The organism is Serratia sp. Je.1.23.a (assembly GCF_051129805.1).
GTDB lineage: Bacteria > Pseudomonadota > Gammaproteobacteria > Enterobacterales > Enterobacteriaceae > Serratia > Serratia liquefaciens.
Window position 1 is genome coordinate 491,924 of record NZ_JBCPSR010000001.1, and the last position, 13,241, is coordinate 505,164.

13 protein-coding genes are annotated in these 13,241 nt (G+C 56.5%); 6 read left to right on the forward strand and 7 right to left on the reverse strand.

Features of this window, described 5'->3' with window-relative positions:
• Positions 1 to 3: 3 nt before the first annotated feature.
• On the reverse strand, positions 4 to 693 hold the full coding sequence (cecR, locus tag AAZT04_RS02440) for a transcriptional regulator CecR (RefSeq protein WP_258090054.1): 690 nt from the start codon (positions 691 to 693) through the stop codon (positions 4 to 6).
• Positions 694 to 995: 302 nt separating this feature from the next.
• Between cecR and rhlE the strand changes: the two genes are divergently transcribed.
• Complete coding sequence (gene rhlE / locus AAZT04_RS02445) at positions 996 to 2,357, forward strand: ATP-dependent RNA helicase RhlE (protein WP_149574079.1); 1,362 nt, start codon at positions 996 to 998, stop codon at positions 2,355 to 2,357.
• A 94-nt stretch (positions 2,358 to 2,451) separates the two neighbouring features.
• Here rhlE and AAZT04_RS02450 read toward each other — a convergent pair whose 3' ends face one another.
• The gene (locus AAZT04_RS02450) at positions 2,452 to 3,480 is read right to left on the reverse strand and encodes an HlyD family secretion protein (RefSeq protein WP_020825735.1); all 1,029 of its coding nucleotides are present in this window, start codon (positions 3,478 to 3,480) and stop codon (positions 2,452 to 2,454) included.
• A 2-nt stretch (positions 3,481 to 3,482) separates the two neighbouring features.
• Positions 3,483 to 5,087, reverse strand: a complete 1,605-nt coding sequence (locus AAZT04_RS02455; protein ID WP_434678853.1) for an MFS transporter — start codon at positions 5,085 to 5,087, stop codon at positions 3,483 to 3,485.
• A gap of 160 nt (positions 5,088 to 5,247) precedes the next feature.
• Here AAZT04_RS02455 and AAZT04_RS02460 point away from each other — a divergent pair, with 160 nt between their 5' ends.
• The 4 genes from AAZT04_RS02460 to dusC all read left to right on the forward strand — a co-directional run bounded on the left by AAZT04_RS02460 (position 5,248) and on the right by dusC (position 8,490).
• Complete coding sequence (locus AAZT04_RS02460) at positions 5,248 to 6,027, forward strand: IclR family transcriptional regulator (RefSeq protein WP_046374232.1); 780 nt, start codon at positions 5,248 to 5,250, stop codon at positions 6,025 to 6,027.
• A gap of 12 nt (positions 6,028 to 6,039) precedes the next feature.
• Positions 6,040 to 6,489: a universal stress protein gene (locus tag AAZT04_RS02465; protein WP_129983931.1), complete on the forward strand. Its 450-nt coding sequence runs from the start codon at positions 6,040 to 6,042 to the stop codon at positions 6,487 to 6,489.
• 25 nt (positions 6,490 to 6,514) lie between these two features.
• Entirely contained in the window at positions 6,515 to 7,474 is a 960-nt protein-coding gene (locus AAZT04_RS02470) for a D-2-hydroxyacid dehydrogenase family protein (RefSeq protein WP_129983932.1), read from the forward strand.
• An 80-nt stretch (positions 7,475 to 7,554) separates the two neighbouring features.
• Entirely contained in the window at positions 7,555 to 8,490 is a 936-nt protein-coding gene (dusC, locus tag AAZT04_RS02475) for a tRNA dihydrouridine(16) synthase DusC (protein WP_020825740.1), read from the forward strand.
• A gap of 40 nt (positions 8,491 to 8,530) precedes the next feature.
• Here dusC and AAZT04_RS02480 read toward each other — a convergent pair whose 3' ends face one another.
• The 3 genes from AAZT04_RS02480 to AAZT04_RS02490 all read right to left on the reverse strand — a co-directional run bounded on the left by AAZT04_RS02480 (position 8,531) and on the right by AAZT04_RS02490 (position 11,083).
• The gene (locus AAZT04_RS02480; protein WP_020825741.1) at positions 8,531 to 8,797 is read right to left on the reverse strand and encodes a hypothetical protein; all 267 of its coding nucleotides are present in this window, start codon (positions 8,795 to 8,797) and stop codon (positions 8,531 to 8,533) included.
• Between the two features lie 385 nt (positions 8,798 to 9,182).
• Positions 9,183 to 9,944 (reverse strand): arylamine N-acetyltransferase family protein, encoded by a 762-nt coding sequence (locus tag AAZT04_RS02485; RefSeq protein WP_129983933.1) that lies wholly within the window; start codon positions 9,942 to 9,944, stop codon positions 9,183 to 9,185.
• Positions 9,945 to 10,144: 200 nt separating this feature from the next.
• Positions 10,145 to 11,083: a LysR substrate-binding domain-containing protein gene (locus tag AAZT04_RS02490; RefSeq protein ID WP_434678857.1), complete on the reverse strand. Its 939-nt coding sequence runs from the start codon at positions 11,081 to 11,083 to the stop codon at positions 10,145 to 10,147.
• A 90-nt stretch (positions 11,084 to 11,173) separates the two neighbouring features.
• Between AAZT04_RS02490 and AAZT04_RS02495 the strand changes: the two genes are divergently transcribed.
• Positions 11,174 to 12,019 carry a DMT family transporter gene (locus AAZT04_RS02495; protein ID WP_337047656.1) on the forward strand — a complete coding sequence of 282 codons (846 nt, stop codon included), beginning with the start codon at positions 11,174 to 11,176 and terminating at the stop codon, positions 12,017 to 12,019.
• A gap of 111 nt (positions 12,020 to 12,130) precedes the next feature.
• Here AAZT04_RS02495 and AAZT04_RS02500 read toward each other — a convergent pair whose 3' ends face one another.
• The gene (locus AAZT04_RS02500; RefSeq protein WP_434678859.1) at positions 12,131 to 13,174 is read right to left on the reverse strand and encodes an NAD(P)/FAD-dependent oxidoreductase; all 1,044 of its coding nucleotides are present in this window, start codon (positions 13,172 to 13,174) and stop codon (positions 12,131 to 12,133) included.
• Positions 13,175 to 13,241: the final 67 nt, after the last annotated feature.

Genomic DNA, 13,241 nt, shown 5'->3' on the forward strand with positions numbered 1-13,241 from the left:
AATTTACGCGCCATAGCGTTGGCGCAGCCCATTAACCAGAATCTCGATATGTTCAGCCAGCACCTCGCTGATTTGTTCCGCCTCGGCCGCGCCGATCTGCTGCCAGCCGGCCTGACGGCGAACGGTTTCCCGCGCCACGCGAAACGACAGCACTTCGCCGATCAGCGCGTGGGTATGCAGCACGATTTTGGTCGAATTCCCATCCAGGCCGGTGTAGGCCGCCAGCAGGCGACAAAGTTTGTCATGCAGCGGTGCGACCACCTGCTGGTGGATCAGCGGGTAGGCATCGGTGGGGGAAAGCTGCTCGCGCGACATGATTTTGCTCAGGTTCAGCGTCTGCGGTTGCGTCATCAGATCGCTGAACGCCAGCAGGCCGCGCTTCAGGTGGTCGAGGCAGTGCTCCGGCAGGCGTTCAGTGGCCGGCAACTGCCAGAAGCGATCAATCTCGTCGGCCAGGGGGCGAAACGCCTGCTGGATAAAATCGGCAATCCACTGTGCAACGGCCAGATACAGGCCTTCTTTGGAATTGAAGTAGTAGGTGATGGCGGCGATATTGTGCCCGGCGCGCTGGGCGATATCGCGGGTGGTCGCACCCTGAATGCCATATTCGCCGAACATCTCGATGGCGGCGGCGATCAGCTGCTGTCGCGCCTGCTCACCCCGTGCCCGGCTGGCGGTCTGGTTATTTGGCATTGATGGCACTCGCTAAAGTTAATCAATCATATGATTAACTTTATGCCAGCTTGGGTAAAATGCAACCAGTAGGCATCGTTTATTTAAGGTTATTTTTTCGGACTAGGCTGAATTCCCGGCATATTGTGCTTTGAGCCAGTAAAATTGCGTTTTCTTGTTCGAGTTCTGCTACAATCGCCCGCTTGGTGCACTGCAGTTTGTGCCAATCCCTCGTGGTCATGCTTAATGTCCCGTCTGATAATCCTCCCAGGAAACTGCACCGAACACTGTTAGGTTAGGGGGGATCTGGAGTTTTTCTCTTTATGTCATTTGAAACCCTCGGCTTAAGTGCTGAAATTCTGCGCGCTGTTGAAGAACAGGGCTATCGCGAACCTACGCCAATTCAACGCCAGGCGATTCCTGTCGTATTGGAAGGTCGTGACCTGATGGCCAGCGCCCAGACCGGTACCGGTAAAACCGCTGGCTTTACCCTGCCGCTGTTGCAGCTGCTGAGTAAGCATGACCATCCGGTCAAAGGCCGCCGTCCGGTACGCGCGTTGATCCTGACGCCAACCCGTGAGCTGGCAGCGCAGATCGGCGAAAACGTCGAAGCCTACAGCAAATACCTGCGCCTGCGTTCGCTGGTGGTATTTGGTGGTGTGAGCATCAACCCGCAGATGATGAAACTGCGCGGCGGCGTCGACATTCTGGTGGCAACACCGGGTCGTCTGCTGGATCTGGAACACCAACGCGCCGTTGACCTGTCCAAAGTTGAAATTCTGGTGCTGGACGAAGCCGACCGCATGCTGGATATGGGCTTTATCCATGATATCCGCCGCGTGCTGGCCAAGCTGCCTGCCAAGCGTCAGAACCTGTTGTTCTCTGCGACCTTCTCCGACGATATCAAAGGGCTGGCCAACAAGCTGTTGCACAACCCGGCATCGGTTGAAGTGGCGCGCCGCAATACCGCGTCTGAGCAGATCGAACAAAGCGTGCACTTCGTAGACAAGAAGCGTAAGCGGGAATTGCTGTCCCAGATGATCGGTGAAGGTGACTGGAAGCAGGTGCTGGTGTTCAACCGCACCAAGCACGGTGCTAACCACCTGGCCGAACAGTTGAATAAAGACGGCATCACGGCCGCTGCGATCCACGGCAATAAAAGCCAGGGCGCTCGTACCCGTGCGTTGGCCGATTTTAAAGACGGCAAAATTCGCGTATTGGTTGCTACCGACATCGCGGCGCGTGGTCTGGACATAGACCAGTTGCCACACGTGGTGAACTACGAACTGCCTAACGTACCGGAAGACTACGTACACCGTATCGGTCGTACCGGTCGTGCAGAACGTACCGGTGAGGCTATCTCACTGGTGTGCGTGGATGAACACAAGCTGCTGCGCGATATCGAACGCCTGCTCAAGCGTGAAATCCCACGTATCGCATTGCCAGGCTACGAGCCAGATCCAAGCATCAAGGCGGAGCCGATCATTAACGGCCGTCAGGGTGGTGGACGTGGTGCGCCGCGCGGCAACGGCGGTGGTCAACGCGCCAGTAACGGTGGCGGCCAGCGCAGTGGCAACGGCGGCCAGCGTGAAAACCGCGGTGGCGGCAGCGCCCGCCCACAGGGTGATGGCAAACCGCGTTCAGGCGCACCTTCGCGTCGTCCGCGCAGCCGTCCTGCCGAGTAAGCTGATACCTGATGATAAAAAAGCCACCGTTTACGGTGGCTTTTTTTTTTACGTGAAACCCAGATGATCGCGTCAAAGCGAGGGGCAAAAACTCTCAGCGCATTTCGAGTTCTGGCACCACCGACATACCGACCCGCAACCGTGCCAGGTCAGCCTGGTTCGGCTCCAGCAGAATTTTCACCGGTAGACGTTGCACCACTTTGGTGTAGTTGCCGGTGGCATTATCGGCGCTGATGGCGGCAAAGGTGGCGCCGGTGGCGGGCGCTATGCTGTCGACATGACCGCGCAGCGTTACGCCGGGCAGCGCATCTACGCGGATCGATACCGGTTGGCCGGCGGAGACATTGGCCAACTGAGTTTCCAGGAAGTTGGCGACAACATAGCTCTGCTGCAGTGGCACTACCGCCAGCAACCTCGTCCCGGCAGAGACCCAGGCCCCTTCGCGTACCGCTCGCTGGCCCACGGTGCCGGCAATGGGCGCGATGATTTGCGTATAAGAAAGATTGAGGCGTGCCTGGTCAACGCTGGCCTGTGAGGCGGCAATATTGGCTTCGGCCTGTTTCCTGCTGGCCTGCAATACCCCGACCTCTTTGCGTGCAGAGACCACGCCAGCCTGGTTTTGCTTCAGCTGTGCCGCGGCGGTTTGCATCGCGGAGGCGGACTTTTGCTGTTCATCGGCGGTTGCGGTGCCGGTTTTTAGCAGTCGGCGATAGCGGTCGGCATTTTGCCCCGCGTAGTTGAGCGTGGCCTGGCTGGCGCTGACGCCGGCTTCCTGTTGGGCAATATTGGCCTGTTGTTGATCCAGCTGCGCTTGAATACTGGCCAGCTTGGCCTGGCTAATTTGCAGATTGGCCTCTGCCGTTTCCAGCGCCACGCGATAGTCGCGGTCGTCGATAGTGGCCAATACTTCGCCGGGTTTAACCTGCTGGTTATCGGTTACGTTGACGCTGCGGATGTAGCCGGAAACCTTGGGCGCCACCAGTGTGTAATCGGCCGTCACCACCGCGTCGTCGGTACGAAAATGGTGGCGGGTAAGCGATGAATAGACAAAGAAAGCGATGGCCAACAGGATGACCAGCAGCAGCGCCAGAGTTAAGGTTCGTTTTGCAGGAGTGAAGCTCATGGTTATGATCCTGATGTTTTTGGAACTAAAGGTAAAAGGGTTTGCGGCGGGTAGACGCGGGTCGGTAGCCAGGCAGTCAACAGCACCAGCAGCAGGGCACAGCAGATAATCAGCAGATAGGCATCGCTGATGCTGAGGATCATCGCCTGATGTTTTACCAACGTTGAAAAATGCCCGAGGTTTTCCGCAGAACTGACCGATCCGTCCGGCAATAACGGCATGGCACCGCTAGCTTGTTCTGAGTTCTCTGCGGTCATTAGCCATGGGCTATTGCCCAGTCGATCCACCAGCACCTGAGAGTGGAACTTCTCCCGGTGACTCATGAAATTCTCCACCAGACTCCCCGCCGCCACGGTCGAGAAGCCGCGTACGGTGTTAAACATCGCTGAGGCGAAAGGCCCCTCGGGTGCCAGCACGACGCTGGTGGAGGTCATCAGGACCGGCAAAATCATCATCGGTTGACCAAACGCCAGCAGGCTCTGGATCAGCCAGAAGTTTTGCCGTGCCCAATCATCGGTTAATTGCATACCCAGCAAGCAAGCGCTGACGATGAGGCCCGCACCGGCGGCGAGCATCCAGCGACAGTCAATCCAACGGAAATTCAGCAGGGTAGCGACGAGTGGCGCTATCACTAACTGCGGTAAGCCAATGGTCAGCGCCAGTGGCGCGAATTGTGCGGTGCGGAAACCTTCAACCTGCGAGAAATAGAATGAAGGAAGCAGTGAGCCGGACAGCCCCAGTATCAGTACGCCTGCCAGCGTCAGCAGACTATGAGACAGGTTTATCCGCTTCAGCATTTGCAGCTTGAACAGGGGGAGCGGGTGATACCATTCGTTGATTAAAAACGTTACCAGCAATGCGATGGAAACCGGCAGCATCAGGCTAATCAACGGCGAATTAAACCAGTCGAGCCGCTCTCCCTGCGTTAGTGACAGGATCAACAATGCAATGCCACTGCAACCGGTCAGCATGCCGAACAGATCGATCTGGTGTAAACGTTCAAGGCGTAATGGATCCTGCGGTAACCCCCATCCCATCAATAAAGAAGCGATAACACACAGCGGGATAGCCTGCCAGAAGACAAACTGCCAGCCCAGATGATCGGTCCACAGCGCCGCCAGCGGCGCCGCGACGTTGGGACCAAAGGTGGCGGTGAGCGCGTAGGCGGCCAAACCATAAAGTTTGATACCCGGCGGCAGAAAACGCAGCGCGACCGTCATCAGCAGCGGCGGCAGGGCGCCGCCAAACAGGCCTTGAACGATTCGTAGCGCAATAAACAGCGTGGGATCAGAGATTAAGGGTTGGAGTACGCCGACCGCAGCAAATCCGCTGACCATCACCAGGGCAAAGCGCCGCAGTGAGAACGTCACGGCAAACCAGGGCGCGACCATCATTGCGGCCACCTCCGCAGCCTGATAAGACGAGGTGATCCAACTGGCTTCGTCATAGCCAATGCCGATTGCCGCACGAATATCCGCCAACGCCAGATCGCTTAACCGGTCATTCAGCCCCGAAGTCAGGGCAGCAATCAGTACCCCCACCAGGCCTAATGCCAGGCGCAGGGTGAAAGGATGCGGTGCAGCGGCAGGCGCAGGCTGAACATTCATAGTGTGACTCCGGAAACGAAACTAACGATGCACTGTATTGCATGGTGGTACAATGTGATGCATGCTACATTGTGGTTCGCTGTATTGCAATGTGGTACATCGTGTCTGGGGGAATAAAAAAATGTTACAGTGTGGGCCAAAAGTCAGGGAGAGAGCCTCAATGTCTGAACCTACAACCTACTGTGATGATGAAAGGGCCGGTGGTATTCAGGTCATTACCCGTGCAGCGAAAATCCTTGATGCCCTGGGTGAAAAACCGAACGGCATGAGCCTGGGGGAAATCGCTGCGGCGGTCGATCTGCCGCGCTCCACCGTGCAGCGTATTGTCAATGCGTTGGATTCTGTACAACTGGTGCGTGGCGGAGCTGGCGGCGTACGCCTGGGGCCGTCGCTGTTGCGGCTGATTGCCAGCGTACATACTGAAATGGTGGCGATTGCCACCCCCTGGTTGCAGGCATTGAGCGATGCTACCGGTGAGACGGTATCTCTGGGACGAGCCAGCGGGCTGCAGTTGGCTGTAGTGCACTACATCGTAGCGGATCGGGAACTGCGAGTCGTACCGCGCATCGGCATGAATTTGCCGCTGTACAGCACCTCCGGCGGGCGCGCGCTACTGGCGTTGAACAGCGATGATGCGGCGCGGGATCTGTTGGGTGAAGCCTATCAGGCGGTGACTGACTTGACGGTACGTGATTTTGCCGGGTTGATGGATCGCTTGGCTGAAATACGCCGTACCGGGCTGGCTTACGACCGGGAAGAAACGCTGGAAGGCGTCTCCACCATGGCGGTGGCTATCGACACTATCCTCGGGCGCTTCTCCATCAGCCTGTTAGTGCCCAGCAGTCGCTTGATCAAAAACGAAGCTCGCTATCGTGAGGAGATCCTCAAATGCAAAGAGGCGCTGATCGATGAGATTGGTAAAGGCACATCGCGAGATTGACGGGAGAAGACGATGAAAACGCTGTTGGTCGCAGTTGATAATTCCGCCACTGCTCGTAAAGTTATTTCACTGGCTGCTGAACAGGGGTTGGCCCAACGGGCAACGGTAGTGGTGCTATGCTGTGTGGACCTCAGCTATTCCACGACGGGCCCCTATGACATTGCCGTCGGTGAAGATCCGGCGGATTTTGGCTACGCACAGGATGAACAAGGCGCAGCGGCAGCCGTAGTGCGTCAGGCGCTGAGTGAATTGAAAGATGCCGGTGTCAGCGCGCGTGGCAAGGTAGTGCCCGGTGAACCGGCGGAAACCATAGTGGCTCAGGCTAAAGAGCTGAATGCCAGCATGATTATTATGGGCCGCAGGCATCTTTCACCCTTTAACCGTTTGTTGAGAGGCTCGAACAGCGCTTTGGTTATAGAAAACGCCGACTGCCCGGTGCTGATCGACGTACGCGCTGATTGACTGTCTCTGCTTCCCGGAGCCGAAGATGAAATTGAAGTGTGCAATTCTTGATGATTATCAGCAGGTGGCGCTTGGCATGGCGGACTGGTCGGCTATTGCCGATCGGGTAGAAGTATTCGCCATGAGTCAGCATTTTACCGACGAAGCGGAGTTGGCCGTGCACCTGCAGGATTGCGACATTCTGGTGATCATGCGCGAGCGCACGCCAATCTCGGCCTCGCTGTTGGTGCGTTTGCCTAAGTTGAAGCTGGTGATCACCTCGGGTATGCGCAATGCGTCTGTTGATCTGGCCGCGGCGGCGCAACGTAGCGTTGTGGTCTGCGGTACCGCCAGCGGTTCGGCCGCGCCGATGGAGCTGACCTGGGCGCTGTTGCTTGGGCTGGCGAAGCATATCGTGCCGGAAAACGCCGGGCTGCGTAATAACGGCCCCTGGCAGCAGGCGCTGGGCGTGACGCTGCAAGGGAAAACGTTGGGGCTGTTGGGCCTGGGCAAGATTGGCAGCCAGATGGCGGTGGTCGCGCAGGCCTTTGGCATGCGAGTGGTGGCCTGGAGCCAAAATCTGACGGCGGAAAAAGCCGCGCAGCAGGGGGTTCACCTGGCGGAATCTAAACAGGCGCTGTTTGAACAAAGCGATTTTGTTTCCGTCCATCTGGTGCTAAGTGAACGCACTCGCGGGCTGGTGGGCCAGCAGGAGCTGCAGGCAATGAAAAAAACCGCTTACCTGATCAACACCTCACGTGCGGCCATTGTCGACCGTGCTGCGTTGATTGACGCCTTGCAGAACCAGCGGATAGCTGGGGCCGGGCTGGATGTGTTCGAAGTCGAGCCTCTGCCGCTCGACGATATCTTCCGCCGTCTGCCCAATGTGTTGGCGACGCCGCATTTGGGCTACGTGGCGGATGATAACTATGGCATTTATTTCCGCGAAGCGATCGAAGACATCGTGGCGTTTCTCGCCAATGAACCGATACGCCGTTTGAGCTAGCCGGCTTTTATTCCCCTGGATGCTTGTCTGATGCGGGTATTCGCCCGTATCATTGCGCGTCTTTTTTAGCAGGGGTAATCATGCGCGTATTATTGGCTCCGATGGAGGGCGTTCTCGATTCTTTGGTGCGTGAGTTACTCACCGAAGTGAACGACTACGACCTGTGCATCACCGAATTTCTGCGCGTCGTCGATCAGCTGTTACCCGCCAAATCTTTCTATCGCCTGTGCCCCGAACTGCATCATGCCAGCCGCACGCCGTCCGGCACCCTGGTGCGCATCCAATTGCTGGGCCAATATCCGCAGTGGCTGGCGGAAAACGCCGCCCGTGCGGTTGAACTCGGGTCCTATGGCGTCGATCTCAACTGCGGCTGCCCATCCAAGCTGGTCAACGGCAGCGGCGGTGGCGCGACGCTGCTGAAAGATCCGGAGCTGATTTATCAGGGGGCCAAAGCGATGCGTGCGGCGGTGCCGGATCATTTGCCGGTCACGGTAAAAGTCCGGTTAGGTTGGGACAGCGACAGCCGCAGTTTCGAAATTGCCGACGCGGTCCAGCAGGCGGGCGCCACCGAACTGGCGGTGCATGGCCGCACCAAAGAGGACGGCTACAAGGCGGAACGCATCAACTGGGCGGCGATTGGCGAGATCCGCAAGCGGCTGACCATACCGGTGATCGCCAACGGCGAAATCTGGGACTGGCAAAGTGCGCAAGATTGCCTGCAAACCACCGGCTGTGATGCGGTGATGCTGGGGCGTGGCGCGCTTAACGTCCCTAACCTGAGCCGGGTGGTGAAGTATAACGAACCGCGCATGCCCTGGCCGCAGGTGGTGCAGCTGCTGCAAAAATATGTTCATCTGGAAAAGCAGGGCGATACTGGCCTTTATCACGTGGCGCGCATCAAGCAGTGGCTGGGTTATTTGCGTAAGGAATATGACGAGGCGACCGAGCTGTTCGGCGAAGTGCGCACCTTGAATAATTCAAAAGATATCGCCCGGGTAATTTGCCGCTCGGAATAATAAAAACCCGCCTAAAGCGGGTTAGCGTAAATTCGTATTATCAGGACTCACTGTCGAGACGATTTATTTCTATCTCGATATCCTGAATGGTTTTTTCCAACCCTTCAAGGCAGGCACCCTGTTTATTCAGCAGGTCGCCAATCGCCCCAGCGAATTCCTTATGTTTATATTCGCCTTGGTCGAAAGCCAGCCATTGCGCAGACAGCGTCTCGGTATTGGATTGTGCATAGTGTCTCATTTCCTTCAGCTGAGAAACCACATCACGTAAATTATCAATCTGCGTTTTGCTGTTTTCATTGTCACTCATGCATAGCTCCTTGGGGTACGTCGTTTAAATAATTGCGACTGCCAGATAAAGACTACCCTATCTGGAAAAATATATCAGTGCTATGAGCTGCCATGACTGATTATCGTGGGATATATATCGTTAAAATTGCTTTATAAACAAAATAATATGCCAATTGTAAAATTTTATAAATTATCATTATTAAATCGTTTTTATGGGTGTTAATTAAATTGTCAATAGTCTGTGTCTTATATTTTGAAGGCGGAAGGAAAACGTAAATATTTAATTTTCGTGGCGGTATAAAATATAGGGAATATTCCCTCTTGAAAGGGGCGTTATTTCCCTGTTGGCGGCTTAGCCCTTTTTATACTGCGCCACCGGGCCATGCCATAGCTAATTCAGAGCGTCAGTTGTCCAGATCGATATCAAAATAGCGCATCAGCGCTTCACGGCGCTCCTGTTCCGAATGCAACGTCGACTCCCGACGGTGGTGATCTTCGGTGATAATCAGCTTGTTCTCACTGATCGTCACGCGGCCATTTTCTGTGGCGTGGGAACACACCAGTTTTTGGGTGAAGTGCGACTGCGGTGAAGTGCTGTGGTATTCACACATGTCGGCAAACTCGTTGAGCTCGCGTTTTTGCAGGGTAAAGCGGTACAGGGTTTTGGCATGCGAACGGTTGTCGCCATTGCGGCGTTCCAGATAGTAGGTCTCGCCTTCCTGTTCTAAATGGAAGGTGCCGCTGGTCTGCGGTTGCTGCTCGGTGGTGGTGATTTTCAGCGGCGTCAGGAACGAATCACCAAACCCCACGTCCACCAGATACGGCTGATCCAGCTCTACCATCAGCGCCATATGATCGAAGGGCGCGCCGAAGCTGCCGTCGCGGGCGCGGATCTCGCCGGAAATAAAATTCACCTTGAAACCGATGTCTTTCAGCAGCAGGGCGAACAGCCGGTTCAGCTCATAGCAAAAACCGCCGCGGTTGCGTTCGACAATTTTATTGAACAGCGCCTGTTCTTCCAGATGAATGCCCTGATGGTAAATAATGCTCAGGTTTTCAAAGGGAACCCGCAGCATATGGCCACGGTGTAATTGCTGCAGCGTCAGAAGGTCTGGTTGGGGGATGCCTGCGAATCCAATATGTTGCAGGTAGCGTTGTCTATCCACGGTTTGTCTCGCAGCAAAAAATTTGATTATATCTTTCATACTTCAAGCTGCCTCTTTGTTGACTTCCTGCGCTTACCCAGTCACGTACTGTTTGTACGCTCCCGGGGATGCGCTTAGTTGTCGCCGCGATGCAACTCGAATTATTTTGGATATATAAAATAGATGGATTTTTCGCACCTGTGGGAGCAATAAGTGCTGCGTCAGAACGCCGGGGGCTTGCCTGCCGCTTGCAGCAGCAAATTCACCCAGCGGCGGGTGGTGGTGCTAACGAACGCGCTGTCCGCCCAGCACAGGCGATATTGATAGGCTGCGGGCAGTTGTTGGTTTTCGCCAAACACCCGAACCAGCTTGCCGGCAGCCAGGGCGTCCTCAGCGACAGCCAGGCTACCGAGCACCACGCCGTTGCCGTCGATGGCTTCTTGCAGCGCATGCCCGACGCTGTTGAAGGTGATTATTCCGCGTGGCGCGGTGGTGCCTTCGCCAAAGGCGGCAAACCAGTCCTGCCAACCGGCAACGCCGAGCTTATGCCCGTCTTTCCACGGCGAGTGGATCAGCTGCAACCATGCCAAGTCAGCGGCGGTGATCGGCGCTGAATGGGCGGCGAGAAAGCTTGGGCTTGCCAGCGGGGCGAAGGCATCGGCGAGGAGTTCGTGCGAGTGTGGCGGCGGGTTGTCCGTGGGGCTATAGCGGATAGCAATGTCGGCTTCACCACTGGCCAGATCGCGTAAGCTTTCGTTGGCATCCAACACCAGCGAAACATCGGGATCGGCACGGCGTAACGCCGGCAAACGTGCCGCCAGCCAATGGCTGGCGATCCCCAGGGTACAGGTCAGTTTCAGCGTTTGCTGTTGCTCTGGCCGGGCGCGGTCACTGGCTTTTTGCAGCAGCGTCAGCGCGCGGGTGACATCAATCGCCAGCCTTTTTCCGGTCTCGTTAAGCGCTACCGCATTGCCCTTGCGGTGAAACAGTTCCACCCCCAGCTCGTTCTCCAGATGACGTATCTGGCGGCTGACCGCACCCAGCGTCACGTTCAACTCTTCCGCCGCTTCGGTAAAACTGGCGCAGCGGGAAGCAACCTCGAAGGTATGCAAGGCTTTCAGCGACGGCAGGCGAGGTTGAGCGTTCAGCTTGAGTTTCATTCAACCATATTGCCAATCTATCGATGTTCCACAAGCGATTTTTTGCTTACTTTTGGGGCAACAATCGGACGGGAGTATCGCGTGGACGTAATGATGGGGCTGGCCGCCGCGCTGTGCTGGGGCAGCACGGATTTTTTGATTGGCATTAACGCCCGAGCGGTGGGGGTGCGCAGAGCGGTATTTTTCTCGCAGGCGATCGGCTTTGTGATTTTTAGCGCGTGGTTATGGGCCACTTCGGCTCCTTGGTTAGAAGCTTCAGCTTCCATTTGGGGGCTGGCGTTGCTGGCCGCTTGCCTGACCGTGGGGGGAACGCTTGCGCTGTCGCAGGCCTTTGCCATTGGCAAGGCGGCGATGGTGGCGCCGCTGGTTACCAGCTACGGGGCGGTCACTACGCTGTTATCGTGGATCAGCGGTGAACGGCTGGGAGCTTTGACCCTGGCAGGGCTGGCGGTGTGTCTGCTGGGCGTCATGTTGACTGCCGTGAGTCCGGGGCGTCAGCCGGGCAGATCGCGCTCGACTTTGCCCGCAGTGACCTTTGCGTTGATCGCCGCCTTTTGTTATGGCACCGGTTTCTGGTTACAAGGGAAATACACGCTGCCGGTGCTGGGGCCGAGCCTTAGCCTGTGGCTTGGTTATACGGTGGGGCTGACGGCTCTGCTAGCGCTGAATACTGACCGACGCGCATTGATGGCCCGGCCCAGTTGGCGGCAGGGTGGAGTGCTGTTGCTGGCCAGCCTGCTGAGTCTGGCGGGCTTTAGCGCATTTGCCATGGGGGCCGGTAGCGGATCGCTGGCGATTGTGACGGTGCTGAGCACCCTGTCTGGTGGCATTGCCGCACTGCTCGGCGCGCTGTTACTGCGCGAGCGGCTATCTTCCTTGCAGTGGCTTGGGGTATTGACGGTATTGGCGGGTGCCCTGGTGCTGCATATGAAGTGACCTAACCCATAACCAGCAGCGTTTTAATTTGGGCCATTGTTTGCATTGATGATCTGAGCGGGCGATATTCATTCCAACCCTGAATTTCGCCCGGTTTTACTGCGTGGCCTGCTATTTTTCGCAAAAACGATTGGGTCGATAACGCTCGGGGATTTCCCGGTTTTTACCGTCGATCAGTTCTTCACTGACCCACCTTCCAACCGTGGCGGCGCAGGTTACCGCCGGATGCATCACGGCCACATAAAGCCCAGTAACCTCACCGATAAACCCCATGACGGGGCATTTGTCCTCGGGTACGGGCCGTTGTCCCACCGATTGGCTGAGCAGGCGTGCGGATCCTGTCCCTTTCAACCTTTTGGCTATTGCCGCCAAGGTGTCGGAAGCCATCTCATCAGCACCACCAACGGCCGGATAATCTTCAGCGGCCAGGATATCGCCGTTGCGGGCATGGCGAACTTCTATATCATCCCCTGAAATGAGGGTATTGATGACGTGGTCCTGCGTGCTGTAGCGCAGCAAAATTGCCGGCGAAGCTTTAATCGGAAGTGAGATACCAATGGCGTTTAGCAAAGGGGAAATACCCGTTCCGCAGGCCAGCACGACACAATCTGCGTTGAATGTTCCCTGCAGGGTGTCAACGCCGGTAATGGCATCGCCTTCTCTGACGAGTCCGATGACCGGCGTCTGGGTTTTTAATACAGCGCCGAGGCGGCAAGCCGTATCCAGCAAGGCGTGGGTGGCGTCGATAGGGTCAACGGCGCCATCCTGTTTTGCATAATAAGCCTGTGGAGGCGGATTATTCATCGCGGGTTCAAGCTGGGAGATCACGGATTGCTCAAGCATTTTTTCATGGGCCTGAGCCGCCAATGAATCGCTGTCGTAACTGAGTGCGCCAGCCCAATGCAGCCAAAGCTCTGGCACTTCGTTCTCCAGCCTATGCCAGTCGGCCACGGACGTACGGCGGAGCAGGACATCGGGCGCATCATCCCTCACCGTACTGTGGATCCAGCCGAAAGAGCTGCCGGTGGCACCGGATGCCGGGTGGTGCTGGTCAATGACGGTGACCTTCACACCACGGCGAGCCAAATGATAAGCGATGGTCGCGCCGATAATGCCTGCGCCCACAATAAGAATATGCCTGTCAGAGAGATCCATACCCACGTTCTACCTCGCATGTACCGGGCACAAACTATCCCATAAATTAACGGTTTCATGCAGATAA